Source organism: Catenuloplanes sp. NPDC051500, assembly GCF_044454585.1.
GTDB lineage: Bacteria > Actinomycetota > Actinomycetes > Mycobacteriales > Micromonosporaceae > Catenuloplanes.
Window position 1 is genome coordinate 60,777 of sequence record NZ_JBITDX010000027.1, and the last position, 21,197, is coordinate 81,973.

The 21,197-nt window shown below is 71.2% G+C and carries 15 protein-coding genes and 1 pseudogene; 7 read left to right on the plus strand and 9 right to left on the minus strand.

The window, feature by feature from the left end:
- Nucleotides 1–1,328: 1,328 nt before the first annotated feature.
- On the minus strand, nt 1,329–3,224 hold the full coding sequence (locus ACIA8K_RS35890) for a penicillin-binding transpeptidase domain-containing protein (RefSeq protein WP_396067627.1): 1,896 nt from the start codon (nt 3,222–3,224) through the stop codon (nt 1,329–1,331).
- Nucleotides 3,225–3,591: 367 nt separating this feature from the next.
- Here ACIA8K_RS35890 and ACIA8K_RS35895 point away from each other — a divergent pair, with 367 nt between their 5' ends.
- Nucleotides 3,592–8,457, plus strand: coding sequence for an NAD-glutamate dehydrogenase (locus tag ACIA8K_RS35895; RefSeq protein WP_396067710.1), 4,866 nt, complete (start codon nt 3,592–3,594; stop codon nt 8,455–8,457).
- A gap of 957 nt (nt 8,458–9,414) precedes the next feature.
- Nucleotides 9,415–10,080, plus strand: a complete 666-nt coding sequence (locus ACIA8K_RS35900) for a GNAT family N-acetyltransferase (RefSeq protein ID WP_396067629.1) — start codon at nt 9,415–9,417, stop codon at nt 10,078–10,080.
- A 319-nt stretch (nt 10,081–10,399) separates the two neighbouring features.
- Here ACIA8K_RS35900 and ACIA8K_RS35905 read toward each other — a convergent pair whose 3' ends face one another.
- A complete protein-coding gene (locus ACIA8K_RS35905; protein WP_396067631.1) occupies nt 10,400–10,888 on the minus strand; it encodes an ArsI/CadI family heavy metal resistance metalloenzyme in 489 nt (162 codons plus the stop codon).
- A 75-nt stretch (nt 10,889–10,963) separates the two neighbouring features.
- Here ACIA8K_RS35905 and ACIA8K_RS35910 point away from each other — a divergent pair, with 75 nt between their 5' ends.
- From ACIA8K_RS35910 to ACIA8K_RS35920, 3 genes are all read left to right on the plus strand, one after another.
- The gene (locus tag ACIA8K_RS35910; protein WP_396067633.1) at nt 10,964–11,407 is read left to right on the plus strand and encodes an ArsR/SmtB family transcription factor; all 444 of its coding nucleotides are present in this window, start codon (nt 10,964–10,966) and stop codon (nt 11,405–11,407) included.
- Nucleotides 11,408–11,528: 121 nt separating this feature from the next.
- Complete coding sequence (locus tag ACIA8K_RS35915; protein WP_396067635.1) at nt 11,529–11,936, plus strand: arsenate reductase ArsC; 408 nt, start codon at nt 11,529–11,531, stop codon at nt 11,934–11,936.
- Between the two features lie 256 nt (nt 11,937–12,192).
- Nucleotides 12,193–12,585 carry an ester cyclase gene (locus ACIA8K_RS35920; protein ID WP_396067637.1) on the plus strand — a complete coding sequence of 131 codons (393 nt, stop codon included), beginning with the start codon at nt 12,193–12,195 and terminating at the stop codon, nt 12,583–12,585.
- Between the two features lie 96 nt (nt 12,586–12,681).
- Here ACIA8K_RS35920 and ACIA8K_RS35925 read toward each other — a convergent pair whose 3' ends face one another.
- Nucleotides 12,682–14,139 (minus strand): glycoside hydrolase family 3 N-terminal domain-containing protein, encoded by a 1,458-nt coding sequence (locus tag ACIA8K_RS35925; protein ID WP_396067639.1) that lies wholly within the window; start codon nt 14,137–14,139, stop codon nt 12,682–12,684.
- Nucleotides 14,140–14,283: 144 nt separating this feature from the next.
- Here ACIA8K_RS35925 and ACIA8K_RS35930 point away from each other — a divergent pair, with 144 nt between their 5' ends.
- Nucleotides 14,284–15,459: an ROK family protein gene (locus tag ACIA8K_RS35930; RefSeq protein ID WP_396067641.1), complete on the plus strand. Its 1,176-nt coding sequence runs from the start codon at nt 14,284–14,286 to the stop codon at nt 15,457–15,459.
- 143 nt (nt 15,460–15,602) lie between these two features.
- On the opposite strand, the gene ACIA8K_RS35935 is transcribed toward ACIA8K_RS35930, so the two are convergent.
- Together ACIA8K_RS35935 and ACIA8K_RS35940 are read right to left on the minus strand one after the other, a co-directional pair.
- Entirely contained in the window at nt 15,603–17,216 is a 1,614-nt protein-coding gene (locus ACIA8K_RS35935; protein WP_396067643.1) for an acetolactate synthase, read from the minus strand.
- Between the two features lie 30 nt (nt 17,217–17,246).
- A complete protein-coding gene (locus ACIA8K_RS35940; protein WP_396067645.1) occupies nt 17,247–18,020 on the minus strand; it encodes an enoyl-CoA hydratase/isomerase family protein in 774 nt (257 codons plus the stop codon).
- Between the two features lie 64 nt (nt 18,021–18,084).
- On the opposite strand from ACIA8K_RS35940, the gene ACIA8K_RS35945 reads away from it, so the two are divergent.
- The gene (locus ACIA8K_RS35945; protein ID WP_396067647.1) at nt 18,085–18,642 is read left to right on the plus strand and encodes a DUF6232 family protein; all 558 of its coding nucleotides are present in this window, start codon (nt 18,085–18,087) and stop codon (nt 18,640–18,642) included.
- 25 nt (nt 18,643–18,667) lie between these two features.
- Here the strand turns inward: ACIA8K_RS35945 and ACIA8K_RS35950 are convergent.
- From ACIA8K_RS35950 to ACIA8K_RS35965, 4 genes and pseudogenes are all read right to left on the minus strand, one after another.
- A pseudogene (locus ACIA8K_RS35950) lies at nt 18,668–18,886 on the minus strand (hypothetical protein); the annotation flags it as partial.
- A gap of 1 nt (nt 18,887) precedes the next feature.
- Complete coding sequence (locus ACIA8K_RS35955) at nt 18,888–19,364, minus strand: DUF6232 family protein (RefSeq protein ID WP_396067649.1); 477 nt, start codon at nt 19,362–19,364, stop codon at nt 18,888–18,890.
- Between the two features lie 116 nt (nt 19,365–19,480).
- The gene (locus ACIA8K_RS35960; RefSeq protein ID WP_396067651.1) at nt 19,481–20,374 is read right to left on the minus strand and encodes a ribokinase; all 894 of its coding nucleotides are present in this window, start codon (nt 20,372–20,374) and stop codon (nt 19,481–19,483) included.
- A 17-nt stretch (nt 20,375–20,391) separates the two neighbouring features.
- Complete coding sequence (locus ACIA8K_RS35965) at nt 20,392–21,189, minus strand: ABC transporter ATP-binding protein (RefSeq protein ID WP_396067653.1); 798 nt, start codon at nt 21,187–21,189, stop codon at nt 20,392–20,394.
- Nucleotides 21,190–21,197 lie beyond the last annotated feature (8 nt).

Genomic DNA, 21,197 nt, shown 5'->3' on the forward strand with positions numbered 1-21,197 from the left:
GGTGAGTCAGCTTCGCGGGACAAGTCAGTTTCCAGCGAAGACGTGGCTTCCAGCGGCAAGTCAGTCACCGACGGCGAGCAGGCGACCATCGAACCAAAGCCCATCGGCACGGCTGATCGGCTTGCGGGGAACGACGTCGCCGCACCCGCAGGGGATACGTCGTCCGTGGATCTGGCCGGCGACGGCTTGGCGGGCGAGGCCGAGGCCCTCGACCCAGCCTTCGATGGTGTGACGGGCACGGCCGAGGTCCGCGGCCCGGCATCCGATGGCTCGGCAGGCGATGCCTCCGTTCCGGCATCTGATGGCTCCGCGGGCGACGCCTCCGTTCCGGCATCTGATGGTTCCGCGGGCGACGCCACCGATCCCGCATCTGACGGCTTGGCGGGCGGGGCCACCGTCCCCGCATCTGACGGCTCGGCGGGCGAGGTAGATCCCTCCGACCCGAGCGACATCGTCCCGGATCCGCTCGCCGGAATGTCTGTTGATGAGCGAGCCGGCGAGTCCGCCGCCGAAGCGGTCACCGACGAGCCCACTAAGGACATGATCAGAGGGCCTGCCACCGATGATCCCGCTGACCTGACCGAGGTCCCAGACGGGTATGACACCGTCGGGGAGGAGACCGAGGCCGAACTGGAAGCCGAGGCCGAACTGGAGGTCGGGGCCGAACTCGAGGCCGGGGCCGAGAGCGCCGAGTTCGACGAGAGGCCGCCCGCCCCCCGATTCCGCGCCCACGAAGACCACGATGCCGGCCTGACCATCGTCGTCGGCGAGGATGATGCCGCCTTCGACGGTGACCGCATCGACGCTGAGCCACGAGCCGAGGCCGACCGGCTCGTGACCGACGAGGACAACGAGCCCTCGACGGTCCCGCAGCAGGAAGGGGAGCTGACCGAGGATGAGGCGACCGGTGAGCCGGTACCGCCCACGGTTCTCGGCCGCCTGCGACGTCTCATAGGGTCTTACCCGGCACCGGTCGGCCAACCTCCGGCGACCGGAACGGGCCGCCTCCGCCGCGCTACCCCTGAGAGCGACGACCCGAGCTGAGCCGGCATGCGCCGCCACGTTTCCGCGGTCTCCGCCGGCGACTGGCTGCGCACGCTCCTGACAGCGCGAGCGCCGACCGCGCAAGCAGCAGGCACAGCGCCCGAGCCGGGGCCCGAGCAGCAGGCGGCTCCAAGCCGAGTAGCTGCCGCCGCCCAGAGACCAGACCGCGCAAGCAGTAGGCAACCCAACCTTCACACGTCGAGAGCGTCGAGAACGTCGAGAACGCCGACGCTAAACCACCCCGAGGCCTGGCGGGAACCGGCGTCCTGCCAGGCCTCAGCGGCTCACACGGCGGAGAAGAACGACTTGACCACAGGTACGGCGGCTCCGACGCCCGCGCCCCCGTCCTCGACGAACGCGGCGACCGCGATGTCACCGCGCCAGCCGATGAACCAGCCGTGCGTCTTGTCCAGGTGGGCGTCGTCGTATTCGGCGGTGCCGGTCTTGCCGTAGACCGGGTCGCCCTTCACCGAGGCCAGGTCCGCCGCGGTCCCGGCGGTGACCACCTCGCGCATCAGCGCCTTGAGCGCGGTCACTGACGTGTCCTTCAGTGGCGCGGCCGGCGCGGGTGATCCGGTCGGGGCCGGGTCGACGACGAGCTTCGGGCCGACGAACGCGCCGCGGGCGACCGCGGCGGTGGCGGCGGCCATCGCGAGCGGGCTGACCACGGTCTTGCCCTGGCCGAACGCGGCGGCGGCGAGTTCGGCGCCGGGGGTGCCGGGGGAGGGCTTGCCGGTGAAGGCCTCGGCGCCGACGTCCCAGGTGCCGCCGATGCCGAGTTGGGCGCTTGCGGAGGCGAGTCCGGCGGCGCCGAGCTTGGTGGACAGTGAGGCGAACGCGGTGTTGCAGGAGCGGGCGAAGTCGGTGTGGAACGGGACCGTGCCGAGCTGCATGTCGTGCGCGTTGTTGAAGGTGCGGCCGTCGACAGTGAAGGTCTTGGGGCAGTCGACGGGGCTGTCCAGGCCCACGATGTTCGCGTCGAGGACGCCGAGCGCGGAGACCATCTTGTACGTCGACCCCGGCGGCACCTGCGCGGTGAACGCGAGGTTCTCCGCGCCGCCGTTCGGCCCGTTCGCGACCGCGACGACGGAGCCGTCCGAGATCTTGATGGCGACCAGCGCGGTGCGCAGGGTCTGCGTGCCGACAGCGGCGTCCGCGGCGTTCTGGATCTTCGGGTCGAGCGTCGTCTTGACCGGCGTGCCCGCGGTGGGTTCGCTGCGCCACACCTCGGCCTCGGTGGGCTCGCCGATCGGTTCGGCCTGGGTGATCACGACGGCGGCGCCGGCCGTGCCGCGCAGCTGCTTGTCGTAGCGTTCCTGGAGTCCGCCGTGGCCGGTCTCGTCGCCGATCTCGAAGACGCCCGGGTTGTCGTCCATGTCCTCCTTGGTGACCTCGCCGACCGTGCCGAGCAGCGCGCGGGCGAAGACGCGGGTGGGGGCCAGGACGCGGGTGTCGGCGCGCGTCTGCAGGCCGGGGAGGTTCTCCACCGCGGCCCGGATCTTCTCGTAGTCCTCGGTGCGGAGCGTGGCCACGACGACCTCGCTGTCCGGCTCGGCCGCCTCGACCTCGGCCTTGAGACCGCCGAGGTCCGCGCCGAACTGTTTCATCTCGGCGCCGAGCGTGGCGACCGTCTTGTCCAGGTCGGTGGCGAGCTTCGGGTGCAGGCCGACCACGATCACGTTGCGGTCGCTGAAGATCGGCTGGCCGGTCGCGTCGAGGAGGCCGGCGCGCGTACCGCTGAGGCGTTTGACCTGTAGTTCGTCGCCCTCTTTGAGCTGCGGGTGGACGACTGCGGGCTCCCAGACCACGCGCCATGCGTCGTCACCCTTGGTGAGCCGGACCGGTGTCTGGTACTCCCACACGCGGCCGCCGGGCAGCGGCCAGGAGACCTTGACGTCACCGGTGGCGAGCGTGTCGTTCTCGGCCGGTTCGGGCGCGGACAGCTCCGGCGGTGTGTCCTTGAGCTCGCCGGAGAGCGCCTGGATCGCGGTGACCACCTCCGCGGCGGGCATCGCCTGACCGGCGGCGGAGACGATGCCGACGCCGTCCAGGTTGCCGGAGCGCCAGCCGGCCAGGAACGCGTTGAGCGTGGTGCCGGGACCGTCGGAGTCGGAACAAGCGGTGAGGGACGCGCCCGCGAGGAGCAGCATCGTGACGGCGGTGGCGCGGTGCCTGAGCATGGTTACCTTCCAACAGACCGTATCGATGCCGAGACGGTAGCGGAGACCACTGTCCGAGTGGGGGACCCCGTTCGGTGTACCGCCCGCTGTAACGACCGACACGTCGTACCCTCGATGGCGTTTGAAGGTTTTGAGCTGCGGTAATCCGAGGGTGACCGACGATATGACGGGGTGAAGCCGCCCTGATTTGCGGTTCTGTGACCTGAACGCGCGCCGGAAGCGCCGGTCGGAGGGCCTAGGCTCAGGGCGAGAAAAACCCACAACGTCGTGGGGCGAGGGGAGCTGCACCGTGGATCGGCGCCAGGTGACCGGCGGGGACGACACCACCGACGAGGAACGGGCCGTCCAGGCCGCCGGGTCGGAGGCCATCGAGTCGGGGGTGAGCGCCCGCGAGGTGGAGGATTCCGAGCTCGAGGAGCCGCTCCCCAATGCGGAACGGCTTGTCGCGCAGGCGGTCGCGCTGGCCGCGGACGATCACGACACCGCGAGCCTGGTGGACCGTTTCTGGCGGTTCGCGGCCGACGAGGAGCTGGTCGGCTACACGCCGAAGGCGCTGCTCGACGCCGCGCTGACGCACCGCGCGCTTGCCGCGCAACGCGTGCCGGGCGAGCTGAAGTTGAGCATCGAGGAGCTGTCCGAGCAGGGCCGCACAGTCATCCAGGTGATCACGGACGACATGCCGTTCCTCGTCGACTCCGTGACCTCGCTGCTTGAGGGCTACCACCTGGACATACATCTTCTGGCCCACCCGCTGCTTGTGGTGCGCCGGGAGCCGCTGGGCGCGCTTACCGAGGTTGCGGCCGACGTCGAGCCGGACGAGGGCATCGACGGCGACCTGGTCGAGAGCTGGATGCGGATCGACGTCGACCCGGTGCGCGACACGGTCACCCGCGACAAGCTGCACCACGAGCTGCAGCGCGTGCTGACCGACGTGCGCGACGCGGTCGAGGACTGGCCGCGGATGGTGCAGCGCGCGCTTGACATCGCGGGTGAGCTGGCCGCGGTGCGCGACACGCCGGATCAGCCGCCGGTGCCGGAGAAGGACCTGACCGACTCGATCGAGCTGCTCACCTGGCTTGCCGAGGAGCATTTCACGTTCCTCGGCTACCGGGAGTACGAGCTTGTCGACGGCGAGGGCGGCGACAAGGTCCTCAAGGCCACGATGGGCAGCGGACTGGGCATCCTGCGCGCGGATCAGCAGGCGCCGCGGGTGCTGTCCACGATGACGCCCGAGGCGTACGCGAAGGTGCTTGAGAAACGCCTCCTGATCATCACGAAGGCGAATTCGCGGGCCACAGTGCACCGCTCCACCTATCTGGACTACGTCGGCATCAAGATCTTCGACGCGGCCGGTGAGGTGATCGGCGAGCGCCGCTTCCTGGGCCTGCTGGCCACTGATGCGTACCGGACCAGCGTGACCGAGCTGCCGGTGGTCAAGCGCAAGGTCGCCGAGGTGCTTGAGCGCTCCGGCCTGTCGCCGCGCAGCCACTCCGGCAAGGACCTGATGGCGATCCTGGAGACGTACCCCCGGGATGAGCTCTTCCAGATCAAGGTGGACGACCTCTACCACGCGGTGATCGGCGTGCTGCGGATGGCGGGCCGCCGCCAGCTGCGCCTGTTCCTGCGCCGCGACGGTTACGGCAGGTTCATCTCCTGCCTGATCTTCCTGCCGCGGGACCGGTTCACCACTGTCAACCGCCTGCGCATGCAGGAGATCCTGCTCCGCGAGCTGAACGGCGTGGGCGTCGACTACACCACCCGGGTCAGCGAGTCGATGCTTGCCCGCGTGCACCTGATCGTGCGCACCGACCCGGCGAACCCGCCCGGCCCGGTCAACGCGGACGCGCTCGCCGAGGATCTGGCCTACGCCACCCGCCTCTGGGACGACGACTTCCGCCTGGTGCTCGACCGCAAGCTCGGCGACGGGCAGGCGAAACGGCTCTACCAGCGGTACGTGGACGCGCTCCCGGAGAGCTACAAGGACGAGTACAACCCGTACGAGTCGGTGCAGGACATGGCCAAGCTGGAGCTGCTCGAAGAGGCCGGCCAGCTGGAGATGCACCTGTTCCCGAAGGACGACGAGGTCCGGTTCAAGGTCTTCCGGTACGGCGAGCCGATGGTCCTCTCCGACGTACTCCCGGTGCTTCACTCGCTTGGCGTGCGGGCGATAGACGAGCGGCCGTACGAGATCGCCCTCGAACCCGCGTCGATCTTCCTCTACGACTTCGGCCTGCAGCTGCCCGCCTCGCACCGGGCGCTGGCGGAGGTCCGCCCGCACGTGGAGAACGCGTTCGCGGCCGCCTGGCGGGGCGAGACCGAGGTCGACGGCCTCAACGAGCTGGTGCTGCGCGCCGGGCTCACCTGGCGGCAGGTGGTGGTGCTCCGGGCGTACGCGAAGTACCTGCGCCAGGCCGGTGCGCTCTACTCGCAGGAGTACATGGAGTCCACGTTCGTCGCGTACCCGGCGATCGCGACCGCGCTGGTCCGGCTCTTCGAGGCCCGGTTCTCCCCGTGGCTGCAGCTGGGCGAGGCCGAGCGGGCCAAGCGCGCGGACGCGCTTGTCGCCGAGATCACCGAGCAGCTTGACGAGGTGAGCAGCCTCGACCAGGACCGGATCATGCGGTCGTTCCTGACCATGGTGCAGGCGACCCTGCGCACCAGCTTCTACCAGCGCGGGCGGGACAACCGGCCGAAGTCGTACGTGGCGTTCAAGCTGGACCCGCAGGCCATCCCGGACCTGCCCGCACCCCGCCCGATGTACGAGATCTTCGTCTACTCGCCGCGCTTCGAGGGCGTGCACCTGCGCTTCGGCGCGGTCGCCCGCGGCGGCCTGCGCTGGTCCGACCGGCGTGAGGACTTCCGCACCGAGATCCTCGGCCTGGTCAAGGCGCAGATGGTGAAGAACGCGGTGATCGTGCCGGTCGGTGCGAAGGGCGGTTTTGTGCTGAAGCAGGCGCCCACCGACCGCGAGGCCTTCCTTGCCGAGGGCGTCGCCTGCTACCGGCAGTTCATCTCCGCGCTGCTCGACGTCACTGACAACATCTCCAACGGCAAGATCGTCCCGCCGCGCGAGGTGGTCCGGCACGACGGCGACGATCCGTACCTGGTGGTCGCCGCGGACAAGGGCACGGCCACCTTCTCCGACATCGCGAACGAGATCTCGGTCGGCGCGGACTTCTGGCTCGGCGACGCGTTCGCGTCCGGCGGCTCGGCCGGCTACGACCACAAGAAGATGGGCATCACCGCGCGCGGCGCCTGGGAGTCGGTGAAGAAGCACTTCCGCGACCTCGGCCTGGACACCCAGACCCAGGACTTCACAGTGGTCGGCGTCGGCGACATGTCCGGCGACGTGTTCGGCAACGGCATGCTGCTCTCCGAGCACATCCGGCTGGTGGCCGCGTTCGACCACCGGCACATCTTCATCGACCCTTCGCCTGACGCGGCGACCTCGTTCGCGGATCGCCGGCGCCTGTTCGCGCTGCCGCGCTCCTCGTGGGCCGACTACGACGCGTCGCTGATCTCGGCGGGCGGCGGCGTCTACCCGCGGACCATGAAGTCCATCCCGGTCTCCACTGAGGCCCGCCGGGCGCTCGGCATCCCGTCCCCGGTCGACGGCCCGGTCGCGATGAGCCCGCAGGAGCTGATGCGCGCGATCCTGCAGTCCCCGGTCGACCTGTTCTTCAACGGCGGCATCGGCACGTACGTGAAGGCGTCCACCGAGACGCACGGCGACGTCGGCGACAAGGCCAACGACGCGATCCGGCTCAACGGCGGCCAGCTGCGCGTGCGGGTGGTCGGCGAGGGCGGCAACCTGGGCCTGACCCAGCGCGGCCGGATCGAGTTCGCGCTCAAGGGCGGCAAGATCGCCACGGACTTCATCGACAACTCGGCCGGCGTGGACTGCTCCGACCACGAGGTCAACATCAAGATCCTGCTCGGCGGCGTGGTCGCGGACGGGGAACTGACAGTCGAGGACCGGGACACACTGCTCGCCGAGATGACCGACGAGGTCGCCGCGCTTGTGCTTCGGGACAACTACGAGCAGGCCGGCGCGCTGGGCACCGCGTGCGCGCAGTCCGCGTCGCTGCTGCCCGTACACCGCCGCATGCTCGACGACCTGGTCCTGGCCGGCCACCTCAACCGCGAGCTTGAGGCGCTGCCGAGCGACGCCGAGCTGGACACCCGCGAACACGGCCTGTCCGCGCCCGAGTTCGCGGTGCTGCTGGCGTACACCAAGATCGTCCTGGAGAAGGAGCTGGAGGACGACCCGATCTCGGACGAGCCCTGGACAACTGAGGTGCTCACCCACTACTTCCCGACCGCGCTGCGCGAGCGCTACGCCGACCGCATGCCCGGCCACCGCCTGCGCCGCGAGATCGTCACCACCTCGCTTGTCAACGAGGTCGTCAACCGCGGCGGCACGTCCTTCGTCTACCGCGCCATGGACGAGTCCGGCGCCTCCGCGGCCGACGTGATCCGCGCCTACACGGTCGTCCGCGACGTCTTCGGCCTCCGTGACCTGTGGGCCGCGGTCGAGGCCCAGGACAACAAGATCCCCACCCGGGCCCAGATCCTGGTCTACCTGGAGGGCCGCCGTCTCCTCGACCGCGCGGTCCGCTGGATCGTCGGCAACCGGCGCTCCCCGCTTGACGTACCCGGCGAGACCGCCCGCCTCCGCGCCGGCATCGCCGCGCTGCTCCCGCGCCTGGAACGCCAGCTCCAGGGCGCCGAACGCGCCGCCTTCGAGGCACACGTCGCCGCAATGACCGAGGAGGGCGTCCCCCGCGACCTGGCCGTCTGGGCCACCCGCCTGGTCTACAGCTTCGGCCTCCTCGACATCGTCGAGACCGCCTCGGTCACCGGCCGCGACGTCAACGAGGTCGCCGAGGTCTACTTCGTCCTCTCCGACCGCCTCCGCGTCGACTCGCTCCTCTCCAAGATCTCCGACCTCCCGCGCAACGACCGCTGGCAGACCCTCGCCCGGATGGCGCTGCGCTACGACCTCTACGCGGCCCTCGCCGCCCTCACCGCCGAAGTCCTCCAGTCCTCCGCCGACTCCGACTCAGACGCCGCCGAGGACCGCGTCAAGGCCTGGGAACAGGACAACGCGTCCGCCCTCACCCGCGCCCGCCGCTCCATGACCGACTTTGACGAGTCCCAGGGCGACCTGGCCGCGCTCTCCGTCCTGCTCCGCCAGATCCGTACCCTGGTCAAAACCTCAGCCTCCGGCTGACAGATCAACCGCCGCCGGGGGTACGCGCGTCCCGCGCGCCTACCCCCGCACGGCTTCGCCGGACCGGTGGCTGGACGGCTCAGCGAGGCGGCACCTCCCGCCGTGCTCCCGCTGCGCCGCGCGCTGCCGGATTCGGTGGCCTTGCGGTTCAGCGAGGCGTGGGCTCGCGCCGTGTTTCCGTTGCATCGTGCGTTGCCGGGTTTGGTGGTCAGGCGGTGTGGCCTCGTGCTGTGTTCCGCTGCTTCGCGTGCTGCCGGGTTTGGTGGCTGGGCGGTTCAGCGAGGCGGCGGTTCGCGCCGTGTTTCCGCTGCATCGTGCGTTGCCGGGTTTGGTGGTCAGGCGGTGTGGCCTCGCGCTGTGTTCCGCTGCATCGTGCGCTGCTGGATTTGGTGACTGGGCGGCTCGGCGAGGCGGCACCTCCCGCCGCGTCCTTGCCGCACCTCGCGCCGCCGGATTTGGCGGCCGGACTGCTCAGGACGGTGGCGGCTCCCCTGCGGCATCGCGCTGCACCCCGGCGCCAGATTCGATGGCGGCCGTCTAGACCGCGAGGGTTGCCGGGCGCTCCGCGCCCGAAATTTCACAATAAAAACGGTTGCGCAAGTCGGCAGCAAGATCCTTGCGGCTCTGGAGGCCCTTTCCGGCGCGCTGAATGGGCATTCGGAGCCGCAAGGATCTTGGCAGCGTCCCCCAGCATCTCGACGCGCCCCAGGGGTCCCGGCGCTCATCCGCCATCTCCGGTGTTCCTTGTCTCAGGGAGGGCGGCGCCGCTGCCGATCAATGTCTGTGATCATCCCGGCTAGGGCATGCGGCGACCGGTTGCCGGATCACGACGACTATCGTCGCTTTTCTGTGGTCTCCGTCAGCTTCGCTTGCATCGCCACCGCGGTGTCGGAAAGCTGATTTCCTTGACCCGCGGACCGTCCCGCACTCCGTTCGAAAACCGGCAAGGAGCGCCACATGCTGGACAAGCGCCTCTATCACCACCTGGTGGCGTGGCTCGGCCAGTGGCCGCCGCGCCAGCCGATGGCGGTCGTGGGCTCCGAGCGCCGCACCCTCCCCGGCTGGGACGGCAAAATCCATCCCTTCCTCGGCGTAGGTTCCCCGGCGACCGGCACCGTGCTCTCCGCGCCGCTCCCGCGCGTGCCCGGCCTGCGCGCGCTCGTCGACCTCCCGACCGAGGATCTGCTGGCCAAGGTGCCGGCCGCGGTCGGCACCCCCGACCGTGAGGCGTTCCTGGGCGTGTTCCGCTGGTCCACCGACCCGGCCCCGTTCGCGGACGCAGGCGAGTGGGTCCCGGTCGACGACCCGGTGGTCCCGGAGTGGCTGCGCGTCTTCGCCCCCGAGGTCTTGATCCATCGCGACCCGGAGACCGGCGCCTACCTGGCCGGCGTCGGCATCAAGCGCCACGACAAGCACGGCAACGAGATCTCCGTCGGCACCGAGCCCGAGGCTCGCGGCAAGGGCCTGGCCCGCCGTCTGGTAGCCCAGGCCGCCCGCCGCATCCTGGACGAGGGCGCCATCCCCACCTACCTGCACGACGTCACCAACATCGGTTCCGGCAAGGTCGCCGACAACGCGGGATTCCCGCACCGCGGCTGGTCCTTCTACGGCCTCGAAGACTGATCCATCCCGCTTTACCGGCGCCGTCAGCGCTGCTGCGGCGTCGGTAACAGCCTGGCGGCGTTGCTGCGGCGTCGGTAATAGCCTGGCGGCGTTGCTGCGGCGTCGGTAACAGCCTGGCGGCGTTGCTGCGGCGTCGGTAACAGCCCGGCGGCGTTGCTCCGGCGTCGGTAACAGCCTGGCGGTGCCGCTGCGGCGTCGGTAACAGCCCGGCGGTGCCGCCGCGGCGTCGGCAACAGTCCGGCGGCGTTGCCCCGGCGTCAGCACCAGCCCGGCGGCGTTGCTCCGGCGTCAGCAAGAGCCCGGCCGTGCCGCCGCGGCGTCAGCAACAACCCGGCTGCGCCGCAGCAGCGGCTGGCACCGGCACAGCGGCCGGCGCCGGCACGGAGGCAGCATCGTCGGCGCAGCAGCCCTCCGCGGTGGCGATCGGCTTGTCGCCGACGTGCGAGTCGCCCTTGACCACGTACACCTCCCACGGCTCGTTGCCGGGCCCGCGGACCCACACCTTGTCCTGCAGCGCGTAGCAGCACTCGGTGTCGCCCTCGGTCAGGGTGATCAGGCCGGACTCGGTGAGCCGCGTGGTCGCGGCGTCGACCTGCTCGGACGTTTCGACTTCGACGCCGAGGTGGTCCATCACGGTCGGCCGGCCGGGCTCGCCTTCGAGCAGGACCAGCTTGAGCGGCGGCTCGGCGATCGCGAAGTTCGCATAGCCGGGGCGGCGCTTGACCGGCTCGGCGCCGAACAGCTTCGCGTAGAACGCGATCGACGCTTCCAGGTCCGAGACCCGCAGCGCGAGCTGAACACGGGACATGAAACACCTCCACCTTGTCTAGATGACTCTCTATGCAGCTTGCACTTCTGCCTAAAGAGCTGTCAACCTAGAGAAGTGTCTAGGCAAGAGAAGGTACGGTCGGCCGGTTCCGAGTGCTGCGAGCCGATGGTCAGCGAGGCGCTGTCACCGGACGGTGCCGCCGAGTTGGCCCGCTCGTTCAAGGTCCTCGGTGACCCGGTCCGGTTGCGGGTCCTGTCGCTGATCGCGGCCCGCAAGGGCGGTGAGGTCTGCGTCTGCGACATCACCGACGCGTTCGACCTGACCGGCCCGACGATCTCCTACCACCTGCGCCAGCTGCGCGAGGCCGGCCTGGTCGACTGCGAACGCCGCGGCACCTGGGTCTACTACTGGATCCTCCCGGCCAAACTCGGCCTGCTCTCACAGTTCCTGGATCCCGCCGACGCCGCCGACGATCCCGACGCCGACGCCGACGCCGACGCCGACGCCGACGCCGACGCCGACGCCGCCGACGCCGCCGACGCGGCGGCCCCGGCATGAGCCCAGCCCGGCAGGCCGGCGCGGAGCCGCACCGCCGGTGTATCGGCTCCGGGCCGGCGCGACGTCATCCTCGCCGACCGGCGCAGCCCTGCCATCGACTGATCACCGGAGAAGAAAACCCGTGACCGCCACGCCAAGCGTTCTGTTCGTCTGTGTCCACAACGCCGGCCGCTCCCAGATGGCCGCCGGATGGCTTCGCCACCTCGCAGGTGACCGCGTCGTCGTCCGGTCGGCCGGCTCCGAGCCCGCCGACCGGATCAACCCGGTCGCCGTCCAGGCCATGGCCGAGGCCGGCATCGACATCACCGCCGAGCAACCCAAGAAACTTGACCATGCCGCCGCGGAGGCCAGCGATGTCATCGTCACGATGGGGTGCGGTGACACCTGCCCGGTCTTCCCCGGCAAACGCTACGAGGACTGGAAACTCGACGACCCCGCCGGTCAGGGCATCGACGCCGTCCGGCCCATCCGCGACGACATCCGCACCCGGGTCCAGCAGCTCCTCACCGAGCTCGACATCACCGCCTGACGCCCGCAGCGGTCGGCCGACGGCTCTCGAACTCGCGGACATCGATCATGCGCACCGCCCACGCCGAAGCCGGCAGACGGCTGCCGGCTTCGCGAGCGGACCCGAGTCGCCGCGCCGGCCGGTGACGTGAGGGTGGCGCAACGATGTGGGCGTCACCCCTCCGCAGACTTGCGTACCGATCGGTGTAGATCTGCTACGGTCCACTTGTGCACCGATCGGTGCAGAAAAGCGTGCGGTGCGTAGAGGGAGAAATGCGATGACCGAGAGTGATCTACGCGGGTGGTACATGCGCTACATCGCGGCGCTGAACGCCCATGAGCTGGACGGCATGGACGAGTTCATCGCCGACGAGGTGCTGCTCGGCGGCGAACCCGGCACCCGGGACGCCGTCGTGGGGGTCCTGAAGGGAATCGTCGACGCGGTCCCGGACATCCACTGGGAGGTCAAGGAGCTGCTGTTCGACCGGGACGGCATCGCCGTCCGCGCGATCAACACCGGCACGCCCGCCAAGGAGTGGCTCGGCGTCGCCCCGACCGGTGCCTCGTTCACGATCGTCGAGTACGCCATCTACAAGGTGCGTGCGGGCCGGTTCGTCCAGATGACGAACCTGCACGATTCCGCCGAGCTGCGTCGTCAGCTGACCGCTTGACCCCGGGCCCGCAGAGGACTGACGCCCGCCCTCGGCACCGGCGTGGAAAAGCGGCCGGAACCGGGGCGGGCGCGGAGGCGTACCCGCGAAGGGGTTTCAGGGTGTGAGAAGCTCCGCCGCGGCCTTGGCCAGCGGCTGGGTCGCGCCGTGGGTGCGGATGACCGCGCGGGCGCCCGCGGGGTCCCAGGCGAGCGACGGCCAGCCCAGCTCCACGATCACCGTCGGGTGGGACGCGGCAAGCGTCTCGGCGAGCGCGCGGCTGGCCGGGTAGCGGTGGATGTGCCGGCCGACCAGGACGATCGGGCGTCCGGCGGCCCGATCGCAGAGGGACTGGGCGGTGACCTCGGCGGCGGCGACGTGAAGCAGTTCGGCATTCGGCAGGTACGGGCCGAGGCCCCACGGCACGCGACCCTCGGCCAGGTTGGACGCGGAGCCGAGTTGGACCATCAGCGGCGCGGTCAGGTCGAGGCCGGTGAGCGTGCCGGTCAGGGTCACCGCGCGGCGGGCCACCGACAGCGGCAGGTCAGGGTCGACCGGGCCGGCGGCGGCGGGCTGGGCGGTCCAGGCGGCGAGCGCGGCGTTCGTGGCGGCGGCGTCGGCCAGGCGGTCGGGGTCGAGGCGGCCGTCGCCGATCGCGGTGACGATCTCGGTGACGACCTCCTCGACAAGTGCGGCGTCGACGTCCGCGCCGATGCAGAGCAGGTCGGCGCCGGCGGCGAGGGCGCGGACCGCGGCCGGGGCGGTGCCTCCGGCGGCGACGGCGGCGCCCTTCATCTCAAGCGCGTCGGTGATCACGCAGCCGGTGAAGCCGAACTCGTGGCGAAGCAGATCGCGAAGCACGGCGGGGCTGAACGTGGCCGGGTCGTCCCCGGTCAGCACCGGCACCCGGATGTGCGCGGTCATCACCGTGCGGGTGCCCGCGTTGATCGCGGCCTCGAACGGTGGCAGCTCGCGTGCGCGCAGCACGTCCAGCGGAACGTCCACAGTGGGCAGCTCGGTGTGCGAGTCGGCGACGGTGTCGCCGTGGCCGGGGAAGTGTTTGGCGCAGGCGGCGACGCGCGCCTCCTGCAGGCCGGCGACCGCGGCGGCGGTGTGCGCCGCGACCAGCGCGGGATCGGCGCCGAACGAACGGGTGCCGATCACCGGGTTGTCGTCGGCGGAGTTCACGTCCACGCTGGGCGCGAGGTTGACGTTGATGCCGAGCGCGGCCAGGTCCAGGCCGATCGACCGGTAGATCGCGCGGGTGGCCTCGACGTCTCCGGCGGCGCCGAGCGCGGCGGGCCCGGGGTACGGGCTGCCCGTCGCGTGCGCGAGCCGGGTGACGTCGCCGCCCTCCTCGTCGATGGCGAGCAGCACGGACGGCCGAATCTCGCGCAGCGACGCGGTGAGCGCGGCCAGCTGGTCCGGCGTCTCCACGTTGTAGCCGAAGAGCGTGAACCCGGCGAGGCCCTCCGCGGTCAGCTCGCGGGCCCACTCCGGCGCGACCGGGCCGCGGAACGCCGCCAGCAGGGTGCCCAACGCGAGTCGCCGCAGACCGGGATCGATGGTGGCCATGAAAATCCCCCAATGCCAGCCGGAGATAGCGGCTTCCTGACCGTACGTGGGACCAGGGTGTCAGGGTGTCACAGCTACGCTACGGCTACGTCAGTCAAGGCTTGCCACAGTAATTGGAAAGTTTCCTAAATACTAGGGGGACGCATGGCCGTCACGCCGAGGCCCGGCACTCCGCGCCTGCTCCGTGCCTTGAACGATCGGGCGGCGCTTGAGTTGCTACTGTCCCGCGGCCCGCTCACCCGGGCCCAGCTCGGTGAGATGACCGGTCTGAGTAAGGTCACCGCGTCCCAGCTGGTGGAACGGCTTGAGGAGCGTGGCCTTGTCACCCGGGTCGGCGAGCAGGCCGGCGGCCGGGGACCGAACGCTCAGCTCTACGCGGTCACGCCTGGTAGCGCGCACGTGGTCGGCGTCGACTTCGGCCCCGATCGGGTGGTGGCCGCCTGCGCGGACATCACCGGCACCGTGATCGGCCGCGTCGAACTGTCCACGAAGGACACCGACGACCCGGTCGGCGTGGTGCACGCCGCTGTCGTCCAGGCGGCCAGCAGCGCGCATGCGGAGATGGGCACGGTGCGCAGGGTGGTGCTCGGCACGCCCGGCCTGGTCGAGCCGGACACCGGGGACATCCGGTTCGCCTGGGACCTGCCACGCTGGCGGCACGGGCTGCGGGACACGCTCGGCGAGGATCTGCACCTGCCGATCGCGTTCGCCAACGACGTGAACCTGGCCGCGATCGCGGAGGCGCACGTCGGCGCGGCCCGCGGCGTCGACGACTTCCTGCTGCTCTGGGCCGGTCGCGGCGTCGGCCTCGCGGTCGTGCTCGGCGGCCGCCTGCACCAGGGCAGCGCCGGCGCGGCCGGGGAGATCGGCTACCTGCCGGTGCCCGGCGCGCCGATCCCGCGCGACGCCAGCAAGCGCAATGTCAAGGGCCCGTTCCAGCAGCTCGCGGGCGCGGAGGCGGTCCGGATGATCGGCCGCGACCACGGCTTCCGGGGCGCGTCCGCGGTCGACGTGGTCCGGGCCGCGGTGGCAGCCGGCGCCAAGGGCGGCCCGTTCCTCGACGAGCTGGCCGGGCGGCTCGCGCTCGGGGTGGCCAGCGCCGCGATCGTGCTCGATCCGCCGATGGTGGTGCTGGCCGGCGAGGTCGGCCAGGCCGGCGGCAGCGCACTCGCGGAACGCGTCCAGCACGAGGTCGCCGCCACCACCCTGGTCTCCCCGAAGGTGGTGGTCACCGAGGTGACGGAGGAGCCGGTGCTGCAAGGCGCGCTGCGCACCGCGCTTGACGCGGTCCGCGACGAGGTGTTCGGCAGCACGGTCTGAGACGCACTCCACTGGCGGATCAAGATCAAGATCAAAATATGCCGAGTTGATCGCGCATCACCGCCCGAGGCCTCCCGGCGACACCGGTCGTCGCCCGGGGGGCTCCTCCCTGCCTGGTCCGTGGGGGCAAGAGCAGACCCAGGTCAAGCAAGATTGCTTGACCTGGGGTAGGCGTCGGCGGGGTCGGTGAGCACGTTGACCAGGTACGGCACGCCTGACGCGAACGCCCGCTCCAGCGCCGGTGCCAGGTCACCCGCCTTCGCCACCGTCTCGCCCGCGCCGCCGAGCGCGCGCACCACCTCGTCGTACCGCAGCTCCGGTTGCAGGTCGGCGGCGACGTCGTAGCCGTACATCGCCCGCATCGGGTGTTTCTCCAGGCCCCAGATGCCGTTGTTGCCGACCACGATCACCACGGGCAGGTGCTGCCGGGCGAGCGACTCCGCGTCCATGAGCGAGAACCCGGCGGCGCCGTCGCCCATCAGCACGCAGATCTGCCGGTCGGGATAGGTCACGCGCGCGCCCATCGCGTAGCCCAGGCCGGTGCCGAGGCAGCCGTAGGGGCCGGGGTCGAGCCAGGTGCCGGGCTGCGCGGGTTCGAGGTAGCGGCCGGCGTAGGAGACGAAGTCCCCGCCGTCCCCGATGGTGATCGCGTCCGGCGCCAGGATCCCGCGCAGTTCGCCGTACACGCGGGAGGGTTTGATCGGGTCGGTTTCCGCCGCCATCTCCGCAGCGTGCGTTGCGGCCGCCGCGTCCTCGGCGTCGCGCAGGCCGGTGATCCACTCGCGGTGGCCACCGGACGGGTGATCCGCAAACCCGCGCAGAGTCGTCCGCAGATCCCCGGCGGGTGACGCGGCCGGCGTGACGTGCGTGGCGCGCTGCGACGGCGCGTCCACCACGTGCACGACTGTGGCGGACCCGAAGTCGCCGAACCCGAGCCGGAAGTCGAGCGGTGTGCCGATCACCGCTACCACGTCCGCGCCCTTGAGCGCGGCCCGCCGTGCCTTGGAGAACGCGAGCCGGTGGCCCGGTGGCAGCGCGCCGCGGCCCATGCCGTTGGTGAACACCGGCACGTCGAGCGCCTCGGCCGCGGCGCGGAGCGCGTCCACCGCGTCGCCGGCCCACACGTCCGACCCCGCGATGATCACCGGCTTCTCGGCGCGGGCGAGCAGCGCGGCGGCCTTCGACACCTCGTCCGGGTCGGGCTCGATCGGGTCGGCTGCCGCGACGTCGACCTCGGCGGAGGCCATCGAGAAGACCACCTCAAGCGGCAGGTCCAGGAAGGCCGGCCCCCGGTGCGGCGTGAGCGCGGCCCGTAGCGCGGCCCCGATCGCGGCGGGAATGTCCGAGGCCGCGCCGATGGTGGCCGCGTGCTTGGTCACCGGCGCCACGATCGGCACGTGGTCGATCTCCTGAAGCGATCCGGAGCCCCAGCGGAACGACGGCGCCCGCCCGCCAAGCACCAGCACAGGTGAGCCGTTGAAGAACGCGCTTGTCAGGCCGGAGACGCCGTTCGTCACGCCGGGGCCTGCGGTGAGCACGGCGAGGCCGGGCGTGCGGCGCAGTTTCGCCACCGCCTCGGCCGCGAACACCGCTGACTGCTCGTGCCGCACGTCGTAGATCGGGAAACCGGCCCGGTGTGCCGCGTCGTAGAGCGGGAAGACGTGGCCGCCGGAGAGCGTGAACATCTCCGTGACGCCGTACGCCCGCAGCGCCGCAAGCGCCAGATCGCCGCCGTGCCCCTCGATCGTCTCCGTCATGTGACGCACGTTACCCCGAGGTAACGTCGCTCAGGAACCGGTGAATCGAGGTTTCTCCTTGGCCGTGAACGCCTCCATCCCGATCGTCTGGTCGGCGGTGGCGAAGAGCGACGCGAACAGCTGGCTCTCCCAGGCCAGCCCGGACGCGAGGTCCATCGCCAGGCCGCCGTCGATCGCCGCCTTCGCCGCGCGCAGTGCCAGCGCGGGCCCGTCCCGGTACGCGGACACCAGCTCCACCGCCGTCGTGTAGACGTCGGCGGCCGGGACGACGCGGTCCGCGAGCCCGATCCGGAGCGCCTCGTCCGCGTCCACCATCCGGCCCGTGAAGATCAGGTCCTTGGCGCGGGCCGGGCCGATCAGCCGGGCGAGCCGCTGGGTGCCGCCCGCGCCCGGGATCACGCCGAGTTTGATCTCCGGCTGGCCGAGCTTCGCGTCGTCCGCGACCACCCGCCAGTCGCAGGCCAGCGCCAGTTCGCAGCCGCCGCCAAGCGCGTACCCGGTGATCGCGGCGACGACAGGCTTCGGGATGCGCGCGACCGCGTCGAACGCGCTCGACAGCGCGCCGGCCCGGGCGCTCATCCCCGCGTAGTCCATGCCGGCCATCTCCTTGATGTCCGCGCCGGCCGCGAAGACGCGCTCACCGCCGTAGACCACCACCGCGCGCACCGCGGCGTCAGTGGTCGCCGAGGCCGCTGCCGCCCGCAGCTCCTCCTGGACCTGAATGTTGAGCGCGTTCATCTTCGGCCGGTCCAGGCGGATCGTCCCGATGCCGTCCGCGATCTCGAGCCGCACGAATTCACCCATCTGACCTTCCCTCCGTCGGGTACGGATCAGACTACGGAACGGAGTTTCGGGTAAACATGAAGTCATGGTCACGTACTACCGGGACGCAGAGGTCGAGGTCACCTCGGACCGGCTGCTGCTCGGCGGCCGCGTCTACCCTCTCGCCGCGCTCGATCAGGTCTGGCACCGGCGCGGCGCGCGGCAGTGGGGCGGCCTCGTCAACCGTGGCGCGCTCGGCATCATAATGCTCGGCCCGCTTGTCGCCGCCACGTTCGGCCTGATGATCGCGCTGCTGCTGCACACGTCGATCGCGGTCACCGCCGCGATCGTCGCCGGGTCCGTGCTGATCGGCCTGGCCGCGGTGCCGGTCGCGGACCTGCTGCTGGACCGCGTCGACCGCTCGTACGACCGCGGCTCGCACGAGCTCGAGCTGTGGGCGATGATCGGCGGCGCACAGGTCCGGCTCCTGCACCTCGCGGACGCGCGCCGCTTCAACCAGATCTACCGGGCCTTGCAGCGCGCGGTCGAGCACGGTGCGGCCGCGCCACCCGCCACGCCCACAGCACCAGCGGGACCTGCATCGGCAGTCGCGCGAAGGCGAGCGCCCGGTGCGGCGAGTGCCGCAGGTCCACCGCCATCGTGACGTTGGCCGGAAAGACCGCCACGAACAGCCCGGCCGCCGCGTAGCCGCCAAGCGTGCGGGTGCGCGGGTGCGCCACCGCCGCGGCCGTTGCCAGCTCCGCGACGCCGGACGCGTAGGTCCAGAACCGCCGCCCGCCCGGCAGCGCGGCCGGGATGATCGCGTCGTACATCCGCGGCCGGGTGAAGTGCGTGACGCCGGCCGCGGCCAGCAGACCGGCGAGCGCCCACGCGCTGTGACGTCCCATGTCAGCCAGTCTCCTCGACCGCGCGCTGAAGCGCCCGGTAGATCTGGCCGAACCGCAGCCCGTCGTGGGTCTGCAACAGCATCACCTGCTCGCCGACCACCTGCGCCCACAGCTCGTGCTGCTCGAGTCCGCGGTCGTTGATCCGGTCCAGGACGGTCAGCGGCACCTCGAGCAGCGGCGCGAGCGCGATCGCGAGCACCACGCCGGCCACGATGCCGAGGACCAGCACGCCGACCCGCAGCTCGCCGTCGACCTGGATGAACGGCAGGCCGATCACGCAGAGCGCGAGCAGTACGCCGGGGAGCGTGAGCGCGGTGACGATCAGCCAGCGGACCAGGCGCCGGGCCGCGCCACGCGAGGTGAAACGGGTCTTCTTGTGCCAGACGTACTCCAGTTGCGAGATCGGGTACGCGGCCGCGTCCACCCGGAGCAGGGCGGAGGTCACCTCGACGCTGTCGTCCCGGTAATAGACGGTCACGTCTATAAGGGAACCCCATCGGCATACCGGCCGGAAAGTCTTGCGAACTCCCATCATGGAGACGTCGGATCGCGCACCATTCTCCTGAACGCGCTTTCCCACCCGATCGTCGCGGGTCAGGACACCGTCGCATAGAGCGCGTCGATGTCCGCGCGCATCGGCAGGGAGTTGCTGGCACCCAGACGGCGCACGCAGGCGGCCCCGGCCGCGGCAGCCCAGCGCACCGCGTCCGGCAGATCGCGCCCCTCGCCCCAGGCGACCGCGAGCGCACCGGTGAACGCGTCGCCGGCCGCGGTCGAGTCCACTGTCTCCACCGCGAACGCGGGCACCCGCAGGTCGGCGCCGTCCCGGTCGCCGAACCAGACGCCCTCGGCGCCGAGCGTGAGCACGGCGCGGGCCACGTGGTCCAGGAGCGCGCGCGGCTCGTCCCGGGTGCGGCCGGTGATCACGGCGGCCTCGCCCTCGTTCACCACAAGCAGGTCCACCGCGTCGAGCAGCTCGCGGGGGAGCGTCTGGGCCGGCGCCGCGTTGAGGATCACCCGGGTGCCGGCCGCGTGTGCCGCGACCGCCGCCTCGATCACCGTGGCGACCGGGATCTCCAGCTGGCAGACGAGCACGTCCGCGTCGCGTACCGCCGACAGCTCTTGATCTGTGAGGTTGGTGAACGCGGCGTTCGCGCCGGGGGTGGCGATGATCGAGTTCTCACCCTTGGTGTCGACCATGATGACCGCGACGCCGGAGGTGCCGTAGACGATGCGGACCCGGGACGCGTCCACGCCCGATGCGCCGAGGCGCGCCTTCAGCGTCACGCCGAACGCGTCCGACCCGATCGCGCCAAGGAAGCACGTCTGCGCGCCGGCCCGGGCGGCCGCGATCGCCTGGTTCGCGCCCTTGCCGCCCGGCATCTGCAGGAACTCGGTGCCGAGCACTGTCTCGCCGGGCTGCGGCAGCCGGGGCGCGATGCCGACCAGGTCCATGTTCGCGCTGCCGGCCACGACCACTCGGGTCATCCGGGGTACCTCCTGAGTCAGGCCGCGCGGGCGGTGTAACGCCCCGCGGTGCGGTCCACCACCAGCGGCAGGCCGAAGGCCTTCGACAGGTTGTCGCCGGTGATCACGTCGGGGAGCAGGCCCTGGGCCACGACCGAGCCGTCGCGCAGCAGCAGCGCGTGGGTGAAGCCCGGCGGTATCTCCTCGACGTGGTGCGTGACAAGCACTGTCGCCGGCGCGTCCGGGTCCAGCGCGAGCGTGGAGAGGCGGCCGACCAGTTCCTCGCGGGCGCCCAGGTCCAGCCCGGCGGCCGGCTCGTCGAGCAGCAGCATCTCCGGGTCGGTCATCAGCGCGCGGGCGATCAGCACCCGCTTGCGCTCGCCCTCGGACAGCGTGCCGAACGTGCGGTCGGCCAGGTGGCCCACGCCGAACTGGTGAAGCAGCGCCCGGCCGCGCGACTCGTCCTGCTTCTCGTAGCTCTCCCGCCACCGGCCGACCACCGACCAGGCCGCGGTCAGCACGGCGTCGACCACCCGCTCCTCGCCCGGGATCTGCTGCGCCAGGTGCGCGGTCGAGATGCCGATGCGGGTGCGCAGCTCGTTGACGTCGGTCCGGCCGAGGCGCTCGCCCAGCACGTCGACAGTGCCCGTGGACGGGTGCAGCCGGCCCGAGGCCAGGTTGAGCAGCGTGGTCTTGCCGGCGCCGTTCGGCCCCAGGACCACCCACCGTTCGTCCAGCTCGACCTGCCAGCTCACGTCCCGGAGCAGGTGCGTGCCGGAACGAACGACGCTTGCCGAATCCAGGGCGATCACGAGATCTTCAGACACGCTTCCCATCCAACCAC